Source organism: Reichenbachiella faecimaris, assembly GCF_900176375.1.
Lineage (GTDB): Bacteria > Bacteroidota > Bacteroidia > Cytophagales > Cyclobacteriaceae > Reichenbachiella > Reichenbachiella faecimaris.
Genome location: NZ_FWYF01000003.1, coordinates 434,297 through 455,548, shown reverse-complemented (window position 1 = coordinate 455,548; position 21,252 = coordinate 434,297). Strand labels below are relative to the sequence as shown.

13 protein-coding genes and 4 tRNA genes are annotated in these 21,252 nt (G+C 39.9%); 2 read left to right on the top strand and 15 right to left on the bottom strand.

All coding sequences use genetic code 11. The features are described 5' to 3' along the window. Positions 1-11: 11 nt before the first annotated feature. The 14 genes from B9A58_RS14605 to B9A58_RS14540 form a co-directional block, all read right to left on the bottom strand. Entirely contained in the window at positions 12-350 is a 339-nt protein-coding gene (locus tag B9A58_RS14605) for a DUF3467 domain-containing protein (RefSeq protein ID WP_084373611.1), read from the bottom strand. Beyond that, positions 340-4,653, bottom strand: a complete 4,314-nt coding sequence (rpoC, locus tag B9A58_RS14600; protein ID WP_084373610.1) for a DNA-directed RNA polymerase subunit beta' — start codon at positions 4,651-4,653, stop codon at positions 340-342. The genes B9A58_RS14605 and rpoC overlap by 11 nt, the downstream gene beginning before the upstream one ends. A gap of 47 nt (positions 4,654-4,700) precedes the next feature. Beyond that, positions 4,701-8,573, bottom strand: a complete 3,873-nt coding sequence (gene rpoB, locus B9A58_RS14595; RefSeq protein ID WP_084373609.1) for a DNA-directed RNA polymerase subunit beta — start codon at positions 8,571-8,573, stop codon at positions 4,701-4,703. Positions 8,574-8,718: 145 nt separating this feature from the next. After that, positions 8,719-9,096: a 50S ribosomal protein L7/L12 gene (rplL, locus tag B9A58_RS14590; RefSeq protein WP_084373608.1), complete on the bottom strand. Its 378-nt coding sequence runs from the start codon at positions 9,094-9,096 to the stop codon at positions 8,719-8,721. 40 nt (positions 9,097-9,136) lie between these two features. Then, positions 9,137-9,667 (bottom strand): 50S ribosomal protein L10, encoded by a 531-nt coding sequence (gene rplJ, locus B9A58_RS14585; protein ID WP_084373607.1) that lies wholly within the window; start codon positions 9,665-9,667, stop codon positions 9,137-9,139. Between the two features lie 51 nt (positions 9,668-9,718). Further along, the gene (rplA, locus tag B9A58_RS14580; protein ID WP_084373606.1) at positions 9,719-10,414 is read right to left on the bottom strand and encodes a 50S ribosomal protein L1; all 696 of its coding nucleotides are present in this window, start codon (positions 10,412-10,414) and stop codon (positions 9,719-9,721) included. Positions 10,415-10,431: 17 nt separating this feature from the next. Beyond that, positions 10,432-10,872 (bottom strand): 50S ribosomal protein L11, encoded by a 441-nt coding sequence (gene rplK, locus B9A58_RS14575; RefSeq protein ID WP_084373605.1) that lies wholly within the window; start codon positions 10,870-10,872, stop codon positions 10,432-10,434. A gap of 2 nt (positions 10,873-10,874) precedes the next feature. Then, positions 10,875-11,432 (bottom strand): transcription termination/antitermination protein NusG, encoded by a 558-nt coding sequence (gene nusG / locus B9A58_RS14570; protein ID WP_084373604.1) that lies wholly within the window; start codon positions 11,430-11,432, stop codon positions 10,875-10,877. Between the two features lie 22 nt (positions 11,433-11,454). Next, the gene (secE, locus tag B9A58_RS14565) at positions 11,455-11,643 is read right to left on the bottom strand and encodes a preprotein translocase subunit SecE (RefSeq protein WP_084373603.1); all 189 of its coding nucleotides are present in this window, start codon (positions 11,641-11,643) and stop codon (positions 11,455-11,457) included. Between the two features lie 27 nt (positions 11,644-11,670). Then, positions 11,671-11,743: transfer RNA gene (locus tag B9A58_RS14560), tRNA-Trp, on the bottom strand. 113 nt (positions 11,744-11,856) lie between these two features. Further along, on the bottom strand, positions 11,857-13,044 hold the full coding sequence (gene tuf / locus B9A58_RS14555; protein WP_084373602.1) for an elongation factor Tu: 1,188 nt from the start codon (positions 13,042-13,044) through the stop codon (positions 11,857-11,859). A 128-nt stretch (positions 13,045-13,172) separates the two neighbouring features. Then, positions 13,173-13,244: transfer RNA gene (locus B9A58_RS14550), tRNA-Thr, on the bottom strand. A gap of 13 nt (positions 13,245-13,257) precedes the next feature. Next, positions 13,258-13,330, bottom strand: a tRNA-Gly gene (locus tag B9A58_RS14545). 44 nt (positions 13,331-13,374) lie between these two features. Then, positions 13,375-13,457 (bottom strand) — tRNA-Tyr (locus B9A58_RS14540). A 258-nt stretch (positions 13,458-13,715) separates the two neighbouring features. Between B9A58_RS14540 and B9A58_RS14535 the strand changes: the two genes are divergently transcribed. Beyond that, positions 13,716-15,608, top strand: coding sequence for a M1 family metallopeptidase (locus tag B9A58_RS14535; RefSeq protein ID WP_084373601.1), 1,893 nt, complete (start codon positions 13,716-13,718; stop codon positions 15,606-15,608). 54 nt (positions 15,609-15,662) lie between these two features. Here the strand turns inward: B9A58_RS14535 and B9A58_RS14530 are convergent, their stop codons facing one another. Then, the gene (locus B9A58_RS14530; RefSeq protein WP_084373600.1) at positions 15,663-18,152 is read right to left on the bottom strand and encodes a M1 family metallopeptidase; all 2,490 of its coding nucleotides are present in this window, start codon (positions 18,150-18,152) and stop codon (positions 15,663-15,665) included. Between the two features lie 105 nt (positions 18,153-18,257). Between B9A58_RS14530 and B9A58_RS14525 the strand changes: the two genes are divergently transcribed. Further along, entirely contained in the window at positions 18,258-21,203 is a 2,946-nt protein-coding gene (locus tag B9A58_RS14525) for a glycosyltransferase family 117 protein (RefSeq protein ID WP_084373599.1), read from the top strand. The last annotated feature ends 49 nt before the right edge of the window (positions 21,204-21,252 follow it).

Here is a 21,252-nt window from a genome sequence, read left to right as displayed (position 1 = left end):
AATCTGTACCCCTAAGCTTCGCCTACTGCTCCTCCAAAATTCATTGGGAATTTCGGAGAATCGTCTACGTGTTTTATTGGTCCAAATGTTTGTTCGTACTTATTGATGTTGTCCTGAAGTGCCGTAAAGAGCCTTTTTGCGTGTTCTGGAGTAACTACTACTCTAGATTTTACTTTAGCTTTTGGCACACCTGGCATCAATCGAATAAAATCAATCACAAACTCAGAATTGGAGTGGGCTATCATAGCCAAATTGGCATAAACTCCCTCTGCAATTTCCTCAGACAATTCAATGTTTATTTGGTTGCCTGGCTGCGTCTTTTCTTGATTTTCTTCTTTCTTATTGCTCATCTTCTTGGTATTCTTTTGATTTTTCGAATGCCTCCTTAGAAGAAACCAACGAATCATATTCTTCTTGAGAACCTACGATCAAATCCTGGAATTGTCTCTGTCCTGTGCCTGCTGGAATTAAGTGCCCAACAATTACATTCTCCTTCAATCCATTCAATGTATCTCGCTTACCTCTGATAGATGCTTCACTCAATACTTTGGTAGTTTCCTGGAAGGAAGCTGCTGAGATAAAACTCTGTGTACCCAAAGATGCTTGTGTAATTCCCTGAAGTGTAGGTTTAGAAACGGCAGGTTCAGCATTTCTTACTTGTGCGAGTTTCATATCCTTACGTCTCAAACTAGAATTTTCATCTCTCAATTGTCTTGAAGTAATGATTTGCCCTTGCTTCAAGTTTGCAGATTCTCCTGGTTCAATTACTACCTTCATGTCAAGAATAGAATCATTCTCTTCCATAAACATCAATTTATCAACAATCTGACCAGGTAAGAAGCTCGTATCACCAGCATCAAGGATGTTGACTTTCTGCATCATCTGTCTTACGATCGTTTCAATGTGCTTATCATTGATTTTCACACCTTGCAAGCGATATACTTCCTGAATCTCGTTGACCAAATACTCCTGAACTGCAGTTGGGCCTTTAATCGCCAAGATATCTGCTGGAGTAATCGCTCCATCAGAAAGTGCGTATCCAGCTTTCACAAAGTCATTGTCCTGAACCAGAATGTGTTTAGAAAGAGAAACTAAGTATCTCTTTTTCACGCCATCTTTAGATTCGATGAAAATTTCTCTGTTACCTCTTTTTATACCACCGTATGTTACCACACCGTCGATCTCAGAAACTACAGCAGGATTCGAAGGATTTCTTGCTTCGAACAATTCTGTTACCCTAGGAAGACCCCCAGTAATATCTCTAGACTTACCCATTGTTCTTGGGATTTTTACCAAGATCTGACCAGCCTTAATTTTATCTCCTTCATCCACTGCCAAGTGAGCGCCTACAGGAATGTTGAATGTGTATTCCTCATCCTTAGATTCTACCAAAATGGCAGGGTTTTTAGTTTTATCCTTGGTATCGATAATTACTTTCTCTCTGTGACCAGTTTGCTCATCAGATTCTTCTTTGTAAGTAATACCTTCTACGATCGAATCAAATTGAACAGTACCATCAGCAGCAGAAAGAATCACTGCATTGTATGGATCCCAATGACAAAGCTTGTCTCCCTTCTTTACTTTCTTCTTGTTTTTCACATCTAAGAAAGCACCATAAGGCACGTGATTAGTGATTAAGGTTTTCCCAGACTCAGGATCAACAATTCTGATCTCACCCGTTCTACCCATTACCACTTCTACAACGTCTCCATCAGCATTGGCTGTTTTAATCGCTCTCAAACCTTCCATTTCAACGACTCCGTCGAATTTAGCAGGGATGGTTGCGTCAACCGCAATGTTAGATGCAGTACCCCCAACGTGGAATGTTCTCAATGTCAACTGTGTACCAGGCTCTCCAATGGATTGTGCAGCAATTACACCAACAGCCTCTCCACTTTGTGCCATGGCACCAGTGGCAAGGTTACGTCCGTAACACAACGCACACACACCTTTCTTAGATTCACAAGTCAGAACAGATCTGATTTCTACAGTTTCAATTGCTGTATCATCAACTTTATCAGCCAACTCTTCAGTAATTTCAATACCCGCAGGAATCAACAATTCTTCAGTAATAGGATCATATACATCATGTACAGATACTCTACCTAATATTCTTTCAGATAGTGGTTCAACAATATCTTCATTGTCTTTCAAGGCTGAAACGTCCAAACCTCTCAATGTTCCACAATCTTCTTCGTTTACTACTACATCCTGAGATACATCAACCAAACGTCTTGTCAGGTAACCAGCATCTGCAGTTTTCAATGCTGTATCGGCCAAACCTTTACGAGCACCGTGAGTAGAAATAAAGTATTCGATTACATCTAATCCTTCTTTAAAGTTGGATAGAATTGGGTTTTCAATGATTTCACCTACTGAACCTTGCAAGTTCTTTTGTGGCTTAGCCATCAATCCCCTCATTCCGCCCAACTGACGAATTTGCTCTCTAGAACCCCTTGCACCTGAGTGCATCATCATATAGATCGAGTTAAACCCTTGATCTTCTTCTTCGAGCTGCTTCATCAATGTACCAGTCAACAAAGAGTTGATTCTGGTCCAGATATCGATCACTTGGTTGTATCTCTCATTATCAGTGATCAGACCCATTTGGTAGTTTTGCCATACAGCACTCACTTCCTCTTTAGCCTGAGCTACTAACTCATCTTTTTCTGCAGGAATGTTGATATCACCAAGTCCCATGGACAATCCGCCTTTATAAGCAGACTGGAATCCGAGGTGCTTAATATCATCAAGGAACTGAGCTGTTCTTGCCATTCCCGAGATTTTAAATACATTAGAAATGATTTGTTGCAATTTCTTCTTAGAGAGCAACTCATCTACAAAACCAACTTCTTCTGGCACTAACTGATTGAAAATAACTCTACCAGCTACAGTTTCGATAATCTTAGTTTCCAATTCACCAGCAGCTGTACGAACCTGAGTTCTAACTTTGATGTAGGCATGTTTAGATAATCTACCTTCGTTGATCGCAATCTCTACTTCTTCGGCACTGTAGAAAGTCATCCCTTCTCCAGCTACCACTTCTTTATCTGTACTTCTCTTTCCTTTAGTCACATAATAAAGGCCCAAAACCATATCCTGAGAAGGTACTGTAATAGGTGCTCCATTAGCAGGGTTCAAGATATTATGAGAAGCCAACATCAATACTGATGCTTCCAAGATTGCTTCATGGCCTAAAGGCACGTGAACCGCCATCTGGTCACCATCAAAATCGGCGTTGAATGCTGTACAGGCTAGTGGGTGCAATTGAATTGCTTTGCCTTCAATCATCTTAGGCTGAAATGCCTGTATACCCAATCTGTGAAGCGTAGGAGCACGGTTAAGCAGTACAGGGTGTCCTTTCAAGACATTCTCTAGAATATCCCAAATCACTGGATCCTTACGGTCAACAATTTTCTTCGCTGACTTTACTGTCTTAACTATTCCTCTTTCTATCAGTTTTCTGATAACGAATGGTTTGAAAAGCTCAGCAGCCATTCCCTTAGGAAGACCACATTCGTGCATTTTCAATTCTGGTCCTACTACAATTACAGAACGACCAGAGTAATCCACCCTTTTCCCCAACAAGTTTTGACGGAATCTACCTTGCTTACCTTTGAGCATATCACTCAAAGATTTCAAAGCTCTGTTTCCGTCAGATCTTACTGCGTTTACTTTTCTTGAGTTATCGAAAAGTGAATCAACTGCCTCCTGAAGCATACGTTTCTCATTTCTAAGAATTACTTCTGGTGCTTTGATATCTATCAATCGTTTCAAACGATTGTTTCTAATAATCACTCTTCTGTATAGATCATTCAAATCAGAGGTAGCGAATCTACCTCCATCTAGTGGCACCAACGGTCTCAACTCTGGAGGAATTACTGGTACCATTTTGATGATCATCCACTCAGGTCTATTCTCGATACGAGTTTTGGCATCTCTAAATGCCTCAACCACTTTCAATCTTTTAAGCGCTTCTGCTTTTCTCTGCTGAGAAGTATCAGTAGCTGCCTGATGTCTTAATTCGTATGATAATTCATCTAGCTTGATTCTAGACAAAGACATTTCTAATGCCTCCGCTCCCATCTTAGCTATGAATTTGTTTGGATCGTCATCATCCAACAATTGGTTTTCTCTTGGCAATTTATCCAAGATATCCAAGTACTCATCCTCAGTTAAGAAATCGTGTCTTGCAATACCATCTTCTTCTTTGGCTCCTGGCTGAATGACCAGGTAACGCTCGTAGTAGATGATTTGATCCAACTTCTTTGTAGGAATTCCGAGGAGATAACCAATTTTGTTAGGCAGAGATTTGAAATACCAGATATGTGCTACAGGTACTACCAACTCAATGTGTCCCATGCGCTCACGTCTTACCTTCTTCTCGGTAACTTCAACACCACATCTATCACAGATAATACCTTTATATCTGATTCTCTTATATTTCCCGCAATGACATTCCCAATCTTTTACTGGTCCGAAAATTCGCTCACAGAACAAACCACCCATTTCAGGCTTATATGTTCTATAATTGATAGTTTCAGGCTGTGTAACCTCACCATGTGAGCTTTCCAGAATAGATTCGGGAGAAGCTAAACTTACTGTAACTCTCGAGAAGTTGCTGCTTAGCTTTTTGCTTTTTCTGAATGCCATAATTAAATCTTATATGTTAATGACCCGAAGGTCTTATGATCAATTAATTAGTCTAAAGTAATTTCAAGAGCCAAACCTCTCAATTCGTGAACGAGTACGTTGAACGACTCTGGAATATTTGGTTTGTTCATATTCTCGCCTTTTACAATGGCTTCATACGCTTTTGCTCTTCCGATGACATCATCAGATTTGATAGTCAGGATTTCCTGAAGTACATTGGCTGCACCAAATGCCTCCAAGGCCCAAACTTCCATCTCACCAAAACGCTGTCCACCAAACTGTGCCTTACCACCCAACGGCTGCTGAGTAATCAATGAGTAAGGTCCGATTGATCTTGCGTGCATCTTATCATCTACCAAGTGACCCAGTTTGAGCATGTAAATCACACCAACTGTAACTGGCTGATCGAATCTATTACCAGACAATCCATCGTATAGGTAAGTTCTACCATACTCAGGCAATCCAGCCTCTTTTAATTCTGCGGCTACTTGATCCATACTAGCTCCATCAAAGATTGGTGTAGCATATTTTCTACCCAACTTCAATCCAGCCCAACCTAAAACGGTTTCATAAATCTGGCCAATGTTCATCCTTGATGGTACACCAAGTGGGTTCAGACAGATATCAACTGGTGTTCCATCTTCTAAGAAAGGCATATCTTCCTCTCTTACGATTCTGGCTACTACCCCTTTGTTACCGTGACGACCCGCCATCTTATCACCTACTTTCAATTTACGCTTCTTAGCTACGTAAACTTTAGCCAGTTGAACAATGCCTGCTGGTAGTTCATCTCCAACTTCTAAAGTGAATTTCTCACGCTTGAAGATACCACCAATATCGTGTCTCTTCTTGCCAAAGTTTTTGACTAATTCAAAAACCATTTTGTTCACTTTTTCATCGGCTGTCCAATTATCCAACAACAAGTCACCAATAAGGTTCACCTCTTCTTGAACATTGTAATTAGACTCATCTCTATAGATATTCTTTTCAGGGAAAAGATTCTCTTCAATATTTTTAGCATTGAACTTCACGCCCTTAGACATGATTTCATCACCAAATTTATGTTTTACTCCCTGACAAGTTTTTCCACCTATCAGCTCAACTAATTTAGCGACCATGACTGCTCTCAATTCTTTCAATTCTTGAGAGTAGTTGTTTTTCAGGATTTCAACTTCTCTTTTAGTCTTCGCTCTAAGGTCTTTGTCCTTCTTAGGTCTAGAGAACAATTTAGTATCGATAACTACGCCTCTAAGTGAAGGAGAAGCTTTCAACGAAGCATCTTTCACATCACCCGCTTTGTCTCCAAAGATGGCTCTCAATAGTTTCTCTTCAGGTGTTGGATCGGTTTCTCCCTTAGGAGTAATCTTACCAATAAGAATATCACCTTCTTTGATCTCAGCTCCGATTCTGATGATACCGTTTTCATCCAGATTCTTCACTGCTTCCTCACTTACGTTTGGAATTTCAGATGTCAATTCTTCTTCACCTCTTTTTGTATCCCTAACTTCTAGTTCAAATTCGTCGATATGAATGGAAGTAAACACGTCATCTCTTACTACTTTCTCTGAGATTACAATCGCATCCTCAAAGTTGTATCCTTGCCAAGGCATAAAGGCCACTGTCAAGTTTCGGCCCAATGCCAATTCACCATCTTCAGTGGCAAAACCTTCACAAAGGGCCTGTCCCTCTTCCACCTTGTCGCCTTTGTAAACGATCGGCTTCAAGTTGATACAAGTATCTTGGTTTGTTCTTCTGAATTTGATCAAATCATAAGTGATATGCTCTTCATCAAATGAAACTAATCTTTCGTCATCAGACACGTCATATTTCACTATAATCCTATTAGCATCTACATCAACTACTTCACCTTTTCCTCTTGCGAGGATCAATGAGCGAGAATCCAGTGCCACTCTTTTCTCCAATCCAGTACCCACAATTGGAGCCTGAGGCTTCAACAAAGGAACTGCTTGGCGCTGCATGTTAGATCCCATCAAGGCTCTGTTTGCATCATCATGCTCCAAGAAAGGAATCATTGATGCTGCCACAGACACAATCTGGTTGGGGGCAACGTCCATATATTTTAGATCCTTAGGTCCTACCACAGGGAAGTCACCTTCAAATCTTGCTTTTACTGTATCATTCAGGAAGTTTCCATTGTCTTCCAATGGAGCGTTCGCCTGTGCAATGTTGTAGGTATCTTCCTCTTCTGCCGTTAGATACTTTACATTACTGGTCATATTTACCACACCATTCTCTACTTCTCTATAAGGAGTTTCGATGAATCCCATGCTATTAACTTTAGCATGTACACAAAGTGAAGAAATCAAACCAATGTTTGGTCCTTCTGGTGTTTCAATTGTACATAGGCGACCATAGTGTGTATAGTGAACATCTCGAACCTCAAACCCTGCTCTTTCTCGAGAAAGACCACCTGGTCCAAGTGCCGACATTCTTCTTTTGTGGGTAACCTCTGCTAGTGGATTCGTTTGATCCATAAACTGAGATAACTGGTTCGTTCCAAAGAACGAGTTGATCACAGAAGAAAGTGTTCTTGCATTGATCAAGTCAATTGGCTTGAACTCTTCGTTGTCACGAACGTTCATTCTTTCTTTGATAGTACGAGCCATTCTAGAAAGACCCACGCCAAACTGAGCATATAACTGCTCTCCCACGGTTCTTACTCTTCTATTACTCAAGTGATCGATGTCATCGACAACTGCTTTTGAGTTGATCAATCCGATCAAGTATTTTACGATAAGGATGATATCCTCTGTCGTCAATACTCTTGAGTCGTTGCTTAGGTCAAGCTGAAGTTTACGGTTGATTCTGTATCGGCCAACTTCTCCTAAGTCATATCTCTTATCACTGAAAAACAAGTTGTTGATGATGTCCCTTGCAGTCTGCTCATCAGGTGCTTCAGTGTTTCTTAATTGTCTATAAATTTGCTCTACAGCCTCTTTTTCAGAGTTGGAATTATCCTTTTGAAGTGTATTGTAAATAATAGAGTAATCTGTAATATTTACGTCCTTCTTGTGTAGGATAATAGATTTGGATCCTGAATCAACGATAGTTTCGATATCATCTTCAGAGATTACAGAATCTCTCTCTAGCACGACCTCGTTTCTATCGATAGACACCACTTCTCCAGTATCCTCATCCACGAAATCTTCTGTCCAAGTTCTAAGAACTCTTGCTGCTAGTTTTCTACCAATAACTTTCTTCAATTCCTTAGCATTCGCTGGAATCTCTTCAGACAATCCAAACAAATCCAAGATGTCCTTATCAGATCCGTATCCGATAGATCTTAATAGAGTCGTTACTGGGAATTTTTTCTTTCGGTCAATGTAAGCGTACATGACGTTGTTCACGTCAGTCGCAAATTCTATCCAAGAACCCTTAAAAGGGATAATTCTTGCAGAATACAATTTAGTACCGTTGGTGTGCTTGCTTTGCGCAAAGAATACACCAGGTGATCTGTGTAGCTGAGAAACAATTACTCTCTCTGCTCCATTGATTACGAACGAACCTTTGGCAGTCATGTATGGGATGTTACCCAAGAACACTTCTTGCTCGATGGTTTCAAAATCATCGTTGTCCTCATCGTTACAAGACAATTTCAATTTTGCCTTCAAAGGAACAGAATATGTCAACCCTCTATCGATACACTCATCCACGTTATATTTTGGTGGATCTACCAAGTAATCGATAAATTCAAGTACAAAATTCTCTCTTGAGTCAGAAATAGGAAAGTTTTCTGAGAAAACTTTGAATAGTCCTTCCTGAATTCTTTTTTCAGCGGGCGTTTCCAACTGAAAAAAATCTTCAAAAGATTGTAATTGAACCTTCAAGAAATCAGGATAATCAATCACTGATTTTATCGAAGAAAAATTAATTCTTTCGGATTTATTTTTACTAGCCAAGGCCGTACAATTTTATGTGATAATAATGTAAGTAATTGTTTCTTTTTTACAGAAACAGGAAAAGACCTGATCCCGATACTGAAATTTTCAGTATCGGGACAGGCCTAATATTTTAGACGTTTTTAAAACTAAAAACAGTCAAATTTTACTTAAGCTCTACTTCAGCTCCAGCTTCTTCAAGCTGCTTTTTAAGCCCTTCAGCTTCGTCCTTAGCCACACCTTCTTTCAATGCTTTAGGTGCACCATCAACTAGTTCTTTAGCTTCTTTCAATCCAAGTCCAGTCAATTCTTTAACCAACTTAACGATAGCCAATTTAGCTCCTCCTGGAGCTTTTAAGATAACGTCGAAAGAATCCTTTTCAGCAGCTTCTTCTCCACCACCAGCAGCACCAGCTACCATTACTGGAGCAGCAGCAGCAGCAGGCTCGATGCCATGCTCTTCTTTCAAAATTTCAGCTAATTCATTTACTTCCTTAACAGTAAGTCCTACCAACTGATCAGCGAATGCTTTTAAATCTGCCATTTTATTTTAGTATTTAATATTTAATAATTTGAAACCAATTTTAACGTTCTGACAACGTCTTAACCAACCCTGATAAAGTCTGTCCTCCACTCTGTAGAGCAGAAACAACATTCTTCGCAGGAGATTGCAACAATCCAATAACCTCGCCAATAAGTTCGTTTTTCGACTTAAGTGTGGCAAGCATACTTAGATGTTCCTCACCAATAAAGAGATCGTAATCGATGGAAGCTCCCTTTAATTTTGGTCTATCTGCACTGTCAGCTTTTTTAAATTCTTTGATGATCTTAGCAGGGACATTCGCATTTTCTGCTCCTGTAAACATTACCCCTGAAAATCCTGTCAATACTTCATCGTTCAATGAAGAAAAATCTGCATCAACAGTTTCCAAAGCTTTTCTAATAAGTGTATTTTTCACCACTTTGTACTCTACACCGTTATCAAAACATTTCTGTCTGAAATTATTTACTTCTGCGACAGTTAAACCTGAAGCGTCAGTAAAATAGAAATTACTTGTTTCCTTGAATTTCTCAGAAAGTTCCTTGATAACGACTGCTTTTTCTGCTTTAGTCATTTTGTTCTTTATTTAGAATCCTGCCGCAAGCGACATTGATTATAAAAGCTTTTAAATTCCAGCTGAGGCTTTATCAATTGAAATACCAGAACTCATTGTACTTGAAAGACTAATGTTTTTCATATAAGTACCTTTTGCACTAGCAGGCTTCAATTTATTTACCACATTGATCAATTCCATTGCGTTGTCTTTGATTTGTTCAGCTGTGAAGGAAGCTTTCCCAACACTTGCGTGAATAATACCAAATTTGTCAACTTTGAAATCAATCTTACCAGATTTCACTTCTTGTACCGCTTTAGCTACGTCTAAGGTCACTGTACCAGACTTAGGGTTTGGCATCAATCCTCTTGGGCCTAACACTCTACCTATTCTACCTACTTTGGCCATTACTGTTGGCATTGTAACGATTACGTCGATATCAGTCCAACCTTTCTCGATTTTCGCGATATAGTCGTCTAATCCTACGTGATCTGCACCAGCATCTTTAGCTTCTTGCTCCTTATCTGGAGTACATAGTACAAGAACTCTTACTTCTTTACCAGTTCCGTGTGGAAGTGTTGCCACTCCTCTCACCATTTGGTCTGCCTTTCTTGGATCAACTCCTAGCCTAATATCAACGTCCACTGAGGCGTCGAATTTAGTTGTAGTGATGTCCTTTACTATCTGCGATGCTTCGTCGATGCTATAAGCTTTCGTCTTGTCATACCTCTCAGCAGCTAGTTTTTGACTTTTCGTTAATTTTGCCATGTTAATTTTTTAATTAATTAGGCCCAAGGGGCTTTACCACTTACTTTTATACCCATGCTTCGAGCTGTACCAGCTACCTGCTTCATTGCTGACTCTACTGTAAATGCATTCAAATCAGGCATTTTAGTTTCAGCAATTTCTTTCACTTGATCCCAAGTTACGCTACCCACCTTATCGCGATTAGGCTCAGAAGAAGCCTTTTTCAGCTTTGCTGCATTTAGCAACAATACTGGCGCAGGAGGAGTTTTAATAACAAAATCAAACGACTTATCGGTATATATTGTAACAAGCACAGGCAATACCTGTCCCGCTTTTTCCTGGGTTCTGGCATTAAATTGCTTACAGAAGTCCATAATGTTAAGACCTTTACTACCTAGTGCAGGTCCTACAGGAGGAGAAGGATTGGCTGCGCCACCCTTTATCTGTAATTTTAAGTAACCACTAATTTCCTTAGCCATTTTTACTCTGTTTTTTCTACTTGTATATAATTAAGTTCTACAGGTGTGTTTCGACCAAAGATTTTCACCATTACATTTAGCTTCTTTCTTTCTTCGAATACCTCTTCTACATTACCTGTAAATCCACTGAACGGACCATCCATAACTTTCACAGTTTCTCCTACTATAAAAGGAGTATCCAATTTCTCTTCGAATTCGTCTACTTCTTCTACTTTACCCAAAATTCGGTTTACCTCATTTTGTCTCAAAGGAACTGGTGTCTTGGCAGGACCGCCATCGTCGGCACCTAAAAAGCCAATTACACCCGGTATTTTAGTGATTGTATGTTGTACTTCGCCGTAGTTTAGGTCTGCAGAAATAAGGATATAGCCCGGAAAGAAATTTCTTTCTCTCACGCGTTTTTTCCCATTTCTCATTTCATATACCTTCTCTGCAGGTATCATGACTTGAGGAATGTATTCTTCAAGACCCATTCTTGTGATTTCAGTTTCCAAGTAGGTTTTCACCTTTTTCTCTTGTCCACTGACCGCACGTACTACGTACCACTTAAATTCACTCATAATAGCGGGACTATTTGACTATTTATAGATTATAAAACCACTTCAATAGATTATCGAAACCGAAATCTATTATTCCAATGAATATTGCGAAGATCAGGGAAGCGACCAATACCAAAATTGAACTACTCTGAAGCTCACTGTATTTAGACCATGTAACTTTATGGACCATTTCGTCATAAGACTCTTTAAAAAAGTTGATCAATTTTGTCATTACTCAAATCTTTGCTTTAAACATTTGCACGGGTGGAGAGACTCGAACTCCCAGCCGCTGGTTTTGGAGACCAGTGCTCTACCAATTGAGCTACACCCGTAAAACCTTCAGCCCAAAAGGACTGCAAAATTAGAATTAATTTTGATTATAAACAAATGCGCTTCATTAAATAATGAAACGCATCTGATAATCTTATTATATCTGTATTAGACCTTAGTCTAAAATCTCAGTTACCTGACCAGATCCAACAGTTCTACCACCTTCTCTGATTGCAAATCTCAATCCTTTTTCCATTGCGATTTTGTTAATCAAAGTAACTTCGATAGTCACGTTGTCACCAGGCATAACCATCTCTACTCCTTCAGGAAGCATGATTTCGCCAGTAACGTCAGTTGTTCTTACATAGAACTGAGGTCTGTACTTGTTGAAGAATGGAGTATGACGTCCACCTTCTTCTTTAGACAATACATAAACTTCAGCTTTGAAGTGCTGGTGAGGAGTTACAGAACCAGGCTTACAGATAATCATACCTCTTTTGATGTCGGCTTTCTCAACACCTCTAAGAAGGATACCTACGTTATCACCGGCTTCACCTCTATCCAATATTTTTCTGAACATCTCAACTCCAGTTACTGTAGACTTCATATCTTCAGCTCCCATACCGATGATGTCAACTGCGTCACCAGTGTTGGTAACACCTCTTTCGATTCTACCAGTTGCAACAGTACCTCTACCAGTAATAGAGAATACATCCTCAACAGGCATCAAGAAATCCTTATCTACAGCTCTTTCTGGAAGTGGGATATAGTTATCAACTGCTTCCATCAACTCTTCGATTTTAGCAACCCACTCAGGCTCGCCATTCAATCCACCAAGTGCAGATCCAGCGATTACTGGTATGTCATCACCTGGGAAGTCGTACTCGGAAAGCAATTCTCTTACTTCCATTTCAACTAGCTCAAGTAATTCAGCATCGTCTACCAAATCTACTTTGTTCATAAATACAACCAAAGCAGGAACGCCTACCTGACGAGAAAGCAAGATATGCTCTCTAGTTTGTGGCATTGGTCCATCTGTAGCAGCAACCACGATGATTGCGCCGTCCATTTGAGCAGCACCAGTAATCATGTTTTTCACATAATCGGCGTGACCAGGACAATCTACGTGAGCGTAGTGTCTGTTTTCAGTTTGATATTCGATGTGTGAAGTATTAATAGTAATACCTCTTTCCTTTTCTTCTGGAGCGTTGTCGATAGAAGAGAAGTCTTTCATTTCTGCTAGACCCTTGTTCGCAAGAACTGAAGAGATCGCAGCAGTCAAAGTTGTCTTTCCGTGATCCACGTGACCAATTGTACCAATATTCACGTGAGGTTTCGAACGGTCAAAGGTTTCTTTAGCCATGTTTGAAAAATCCTATTGTTAGTTAAATATTTAATTATATAAAAAAAGGCTATACATATTATAATATATAGCACAATTACTCAAACCAATATCGCCCCTCTTCTTAAGGAAAGGCATTCAGAAATAAGAGCCAATGACGGGATTTGAACCCGTGACCTCTTCCTTACCAAGGAAGCACTCTACCCCTGAGCTACATCGGCTTGAAAAATTAAGAGCGGGAGACGAGGCTCGAACCCGCGACCTACAGCTTGGAAGGCTGTCGCTCTACCAACTGAGCTACTCCCGCTTAATTATTTCACTGATTTAACTTCCAATTAAATCAGGCCAATGTGGGGGGAACAGGATTCGAACCTGTGAAGACATAAGTCAACGGAGTTACAGTCCGTCCCAGTTGGCCGCTTTGGTATCCCCCCTTGTTCAATAAAATTGAGAACATTCCTCATTCAAATTGAAGCGCAAATCGCTCCCGTTTTTCTTAAGGAAGTGCAAAATTATATGGTTTTGATTCTTATTCAAATTTTTACAAACTTATTTTCAGCAATATTTATTTTTTTTGGTTTGCATACTTTTAAACCCGTTTAAACGTCTTTTTTCGTCTATAATCAAACAATAATTTTATTACTTCACGAGATCATTAGATTTGCCAAATATATAAACATTAGATACCTAAGATGAAAAAGATAACTAGCATACTCCTTCTCGCTTGTAGCTGTCAGTTTTTGATCAGCTGCGCTCCAAATCAAGAATCAGAAGACACCAAAAACAATTATATGAAAGCTTCCGACACTCATTCCTTTGCCAAACCCGAAGAAGCTGTAGTATCTCATTTGAGCTGGGATGCCAATGTAAACTTTGAATTAAATAAGATTCTGGCGACTGCCACACTAACAATCAAAACTTCTTCAGAAGCAAAGCAGCTCGTGCTAGACACTAAGGATCTTAAGATCAATTCGGTAATGAATGGCAACAATGAAGTATTGAATTTTGTGGTGGGGAAGGCTCAACCACACCTGGGCGCTCCTCTGACCATTGATATTACTCCCAAGACAAAAAATATTGTCATCACTTATGAAACCTCTGAAGAGGCGGAAGCACTCCAGTGGCTGGAACCAAGCCAAACTACAGACAAGAGTTATCCATTTTTATTTACTCAGTCACAAGCGATCTTAGCTCGCTCATGGATTCCAATCCAGGATTCTCCAGGTATCAGATTCACTTATGATGCTCAAGTGAAAGTGCCATCAGAGCTATTGGCTTTGATGAGTGCATCTAATCCTACTGAGAAAAACGAAAGTGGTATTTACAACTTTGAAATGAAGCAGGCCATCCCTGCCTACTTAATGGCTCTTGCCGTAGGCGATATCCAATTCAGTTCGCTTGGTGAGAGAAGTGGTGTATACGCAGAACCTTCTGTATTAGAAAAATCTGCTGCTGAGTTTGAAGATTTAGAAAAAATGATCAGTGCGGCTGAAGAACTATATGGCCCTTACAGATGGGATAGATATGATATTATAGTATTGCCTTCAAGTTTTCCATTCGGAGGAATGGAAAACCCAAGATTGACGTTTGCCACTCCAACTATTCTGGCTGGGGACAAGTCACTGACTTCCTTAGTTGCTCATGAACTGGCACACTCTTGGTCAGGCAATCTGGTAACTAACGCCAACTGGAATGACTTCTGGCTTAACGAAGGTTTTACGGTTTATTTCGAGTATCGAATTATGGAAGCTGTATATGGTAGAGGTTATTCAGAAATGCTTGCTCTTCTTTCTCTTCAAGACCTGAAGACAGAAATCGCTGATATGAAAGCCGCTGGAAATTTCAAAGACACCAGTTTAAAACTTGATCTGACAGGAAGGAACCCAGATGACGGCATGACTTCAATTGCGTATGATAAGGGTTATTTCTTTTTGCGGCTGATGGAAGAAACTGTAGGCAGAGAAAAGTGGGATGCGTTCTTGAAAAATTACTTTACCAGTAACTCATTCAAGACTATGACCACAGAGCAGTTTATTGAAAACCTTCAAACCAATCTGTTTGATGCGTATCAATTAGAAATCGCACCCACTTTTTATGAAGCGTGGATATATACGCCTGGATTACCTGACAACTGCCCAGTTCCAGTTTCTGATAAATTCGAGAATGTAGATCAGGCCGCGGTCACCTGGGCGGCCAATCAGAGCAAAGAAGAATTACAAGCTGCTTATGGTAGCGACGATTGGACGACGCACGAGTGGTTAAGGTTTGTAAAAGGTTTGCCAGACTCTTTGTCCACAGAGCAAATGACCAATCTAGATCAAGCATTTGGATTTACTACTACAGGGAACAGTGAGATTTTTGATCTATGGGGCGTCCATGTCATTGCCAACCAATACGAACCAGCCTATGAACAGCTTGAATCATTCTTGGTAAACACTGGTAGAAGAAAATTCTTAATGCCTTTGTACAAAGCGTTCGTTAAAACTCCTGAGGGCACGGAAATGGCAAAAGAGATTTACACAAAGGCCAGACCCAATTATCACTTTGTAGCTAGTAGTTCGATTGATGAATTATTGGGATTGTAAAAGACATTTGAATTAATTGAACAAAGGGATTGAAAATTTTCAATCCCTTTGTTGTCATATCCCTTCATACAATTCGATCAATCGCTCATCTTTTTCGTTTTCTCGAATGTCTTTCAGTTTGGCTTCTATACCTTCCATATCCGACATCAACACCAACGCTTGATAAGCAGAAAATCTGGCCATATAATTAGCGTTTTTTCTGGCCACCTCTTCGAACTGAAGAACAGCCGCTTTTCTATATTGATCTGGAGCGTCCAAAAGTTTTTCGGCATAAGCCTGAATAAAGTAAAATAAAGTATTGCCATCCAGCCCTGTCATTCGGTTTTGATACCAATCGAAGGAGTCTTTATGCTCTTGATAGAGATAATACTCAGCCAGCATGATCACGACATTCAAATTGGTTACATCCTTCTGATTAACTAAAAAACTAGCTGGCAATTCTACTTCATTCGCAGTAAACTGAGATATGCCGGACGCCACAACTATATATGAAGAATCATTTAATGCTTTGTCAAATTCCGATCTATACTTTTCAAATCCGTCTATTCCTAAGTAGGCCAAAGCATAGCTTCTTACGCGTGAACTAGAGTCCTTTAGCAAAGGAATTATCTCTATTTCGTATTTCTTGAGCTTAACTTCTTCGTCCATTAAATACTCTAGTGCATATTGACGAACCATATAAAATGGGTCTTTGATAGCCTCTCTCAAAATTTGATCAATCAACTTCTTGTCCTTGAATGAATACAAACTATCCAATGTTTCTATTCGACTATAAAGACTCCCGTCCTTCACAAATTGAGTGTAGTACTCTTGTTCTGTTTTGGGGTGATCAATAATGCCAAGCAATTGACGTTCACTATCAAAGATGACCACGTCAGGTTTTTCATCCATTGGAAATTGATAAGTCTCATAAGCCTCATTGACTACTATTGGAAAACTGGCCAGTTTATCACCTTGCCAGATATCTACAAAAACTGGCAATTGAAATATGGGCATCTCATCGTGTGATTGAGTTTGCTCGACCGTCAATGTCAAGGTGTCATTCTCATACTTATGCCTTACCTCCAGCTCAGGATGACCTGCAAAAAAGAACCATTGATCAAAGAACCAATTCAAATCCTCCCCAGTCACCTTCTCAAATGCCAGTCTCAATTGCGCCACTTCCACTGACTCAAATGCATGGTCTTCCAAATAATTATTCAAACCCAAGAAGAAGGCATCATCACCCAAATAACTTCTTAGCATGTGCAAAACAGCTGCTCCCTTATTATAAGAATGAGAGTCGAACATATCCTCCTGATCGTCATAGTAATACCTGATCAGATTTTTCGGCGTTTCTGCGGCTTCAATAAAATAGATTTCCTGCTCCACCAGAAAAGTGTAATCTGCTTCATCCTGACCGTACTTGTATTGGTTCCATAAGTATTCTGCGTAACTCGCAAATCCTTCATTCAGCGCAAGGTTTGACCAAGACTCACAGGTGACCAAATCTCCAAACCACTGATGCATCAACTCATGTGCAATAATTGCATCCCAGTTATCATCAATCAAATATCGGCTGTCCACATTGAGTTGCTCATAAAACAATGAGGCAGAAGTGTTTTCCATGGCGCCAGAGACATAGTCACGAACTACAATTTGGTCATACTTTTTCCATGGATAAGGATAGCCCAATATCTCAGAAAAAAACGTCATCATTTCAGGTGTGTTTCTGAATATATCTTTCCCATACTCTCCAAAATCGTTTTCCATCCAATAAGCCAAAGGCACACCATTCCACTCATCTTTAGTGACACTAAAGTCACCCACAGCCATCATAAATAAATATGGGGGATGCGCCTGATCCATTACCCAGATGTCCGTTCGTTTTCCGTTCGATTCTTTGATCTGCTCAGTAAGTAATCCATTAGATAATGTTTTGAATTTGTCCTGAACGGTAATTTTCATTTTCTGAGTGCTGCGCTCGTTCGGAATATCAATCGTTGGGAACCAGCCAGAGTTTGCTTCAGTTTCGCCTTGCGTCCAGATCTGTTGTGGTTTATTTGGATCAGATCCATCTGCATTGATAAAGTAAAGTCCTCGATTCTCTTCAATAGCCTCACTTCCACCAACTTCGCGCTCGTAGGGCTTTGCAGTGTACGCTATACTCACCTGGATGGTATCCTTGCGGGAATAGGCTTGATTGAATGTAATCCATATTTTCCATCCATCATATTCAAAGTCAGTAGGTGCTCCATTAACGCTCAAGGTCTTTATATCCATACCTTTGGCATCCAACACCAAAGACTCTTGCTCATAGAATAAAGGCTTTAGATCCAAGGTGGCTATACCATAGAGATAGCGTCTTTCCCAATCAAATGACACTGCCAATTCTGTATGCAGCAAATCCCAGGTTCGTGAAACCGACCCACGATAAGTCAATAGCTCTACCCCCATCAATTCTTCCGAAACTGTAGCCACTTCCGAATTGGACTGAGCCGTTACATTTCCCTGTATTAAAATTAAAAGTCCCGTAATCAAGGAAAGGCAATTTGTATACTTCATACTACTCGAATTAAGTGTTCTATTTTCAGCGCCCCAAGTTAACCTTTATTAACCTTTTGGTTTGATCAAATATGACTATTTTCGCCAGTTAAATTTCCTTTTTTTATGAGCGATTACAATAAATTAAACAATATAACTGGTTGGATTATTTTCATTCTAGCCACTACTGTGTACGCCCTTACAGTAGAACCCACAGCTAGTTTTTGGGACTGTGGCGAATTCATTGCTGTCTCTTACAAGCTAGAAGTCCCTCATCCTCCAGGCGCGCCTTTCTTTTTGTTGCTTGGAAGATTGTTCTCATTTCTTGCCATGGGGGACGTCACTCAAGTGGCTTATTGGATCAATATGCTTAGTGTATTGAGTAGCGGATTTACTGTGCTTTTCTTGTTCTGGTCTATTACTCATATAGCAAAGAAATTAGTTGCTACAGATGCTGATTATACCAACCTTGTGATTATTGGTAGTGGACTGATAGGAGCCTTGGCTTATACATTTTCAGATTCATTCTGGTTTTCAGCAGTCGAAGCTGAAGTATATGGCATGTCGTCATTCTTTACTGCTTTTGTGGTTTGGGCCATGTTCAAATGGGAGAACATCAAAGATCCGTCAGACGAAAACAGATGGATGATATTGATCGCTTACATGGTTGGTCTTTCGATAGGAGTTCACTTATTGAACTTGGTGACTGTGCCTGCCCTAGCACTCATTTATTACTTTAAGAAAAGAGAAAAACTCAGCACGCGAGGCATCATCACTACGATGATTGCCAGTGGTGCGATAGTTCTCATTATCATGGAGGGGGTTATCCCAGGACTTCCAAGCTTTGCGGGTAAAATGGAGATTTTCTTTGTGAATAATCTTGGTCTTCCATTTGGGTCAGGTATCATATTTTTTGCTGCACTATTCCTAGGAGGTTTGGTTTATGGAATATACTATTCCATCAAATCGAGTAACGCTACACTCAATACCATTCTGGTAAGTTTTGCCTTCATCGTCATTGGATATTCGTCTTACTCTATTGTATTGATTAGATCAGAATACAACCCTCCGATTGATGAAAATAATCCTGAAGATGTGATCAGCTTTGTTTCTTATTTGAAAAGAGAGCAATATGGAAGCAGACCCTTGCTTCATGGACAGGTATTTACTGCAGACATAGTAGATCAGAAAAAAGGAGCACCTGTCTATACCAAAGGAGAGGACAAATATGAAATCACAGATTACAAATTAGAGTATATCTATGATCCTGAGCACACCACTATTCTACCACGTGCGTATAGCAACCAACCAGGACATGTACAACGCTATCGCGAAATTTTAGACCTGAAGAATGGGGAGAAACCAAGCTTTGGAGATAATCTGGAATATATGTTCAAGCACCAGCTGGGCACCATGTATTTCCGCTATTTCATGTGGAATTTTGCTGGACGTGCTTCTGACATTCAAGGTGCAGACTGGGTAGGACTGAATGACGCATTTGAGAAAGTGCCTCCAATGCTCGAAGAGAATAAAGGAAGAAATATCTTCTTTATGATTCCGCTCATACTTGGGATCATTGGTTTGACCTTTCAATATTATAAGGATCCAAGAAATTTTGCTTTTGTAGGTATGCTGTTCTTTTTGACAGGCGCGGCTATTGTGCTCTACCTAAACTCACCACCTACAGAACCACGAGAAAGAGATTATATCTATGCGGGTTCATATTATGCGTATGCATTTTGGATAGGTCTGGGTTTTATTGCCATATTTAACGGGATTATGGCTGTAATCAAAAAAGGAATTCCTTCTGCTGCCATTGCGTTAGTCATTTGTCTGTCAGCTCCAATCATTATGGCCTCAGAAGGCTGGGATGATCATGATCGTTCTAACAGATACTTCTCGGTAGATTCTGCCAAAAACTTCCTAGCTTCATGTGCACCAAACGCCATCATTTTCACGGGTGGTGACAATGACACCTTCCCTCTTTGGTATGTTCAAGAGGTAGAGGGATTCAGAACTGACGTAAGAGTGATTGTACTGAGTTACTTCAATACAGATTGGTATATCGCTCAAATGATGCGTGATGCCTATGAGTCAAAGCCTTTACCATTTGGCTTAACCCTTGAAAACTACAAGCAGGGCGGATTGAATGACTACTTGCCATTGGTAGAAAGACAAAACATCAAAGGTGGCACAATGAATGCCGCTCAGTTTATCAAATTGATCAAGGAAGAACATCCAGCACTTGCGGTTCCAACTTCTATCAGTAGTTATAATTCGGTTCCAGCCAAGAATTTTTACTTACCAGTTGATTCTGCCAAAGTGATGAACATGGGTATTATTCCAGCGAAATTTGCCTCAAGACTTTCTGATCGAATGACCTGGAGTATGAAAGGTAGAGGACTAGAAAAGAAAGATCTGGCTATTCTTGATTTGATTGTCAACAATAACTGGGAACGACCTATTTATTTCAACAATACCTCAGCATCCAGCGTCAATTTCAACCTGAAGGATTATATGGTTCAGGAAGGAAATGCCTTTAGACTACTGCCAATCAAAAATTTAAACTCAGGTGAAATGTTCGTAGATACGAACATGATGTTTGATAACATGATGAACAATTTCTACTGGAGAGAGTTGGATAATCCTTCGGTCTATTATTCTGAAGATTACAGGAACTTTGTTTTAAATCATAGAGCCAGCTTCAATACGCTTATTGAAAACCTGTTGGCTGAAGGAGAAATTGACAAGGCCAGAGAGGCAGTGTTGAAATGTTTGGAGATCATGCCAGACAGCGTAATCAGATACGATCATTTCAGTGTTCAACAGGTGGGCTATTTGATACTTGTGGGTGAGGAAGAAAAAGCTACTGAAATTGCTGAATTGATTTCTCAGCGTTCCGATGAAATGCTCACGTATTTGTACAGTACAGGTAAATTAGACAGGTTTGAATTACAAAAGAATCTGATCTCACTTAGTGAGTTGGCCAGAACATTCCGAGGTACAGAAAATATGGAGCTAGCTAGCAAGTATGAAGAGTTGTTCAGAAAACACTACGATTTGGCACAATAAGGTTGGATCAAAGCGTAAAAAAGGAAAGGCCTCGGATAACCGAGGCCTT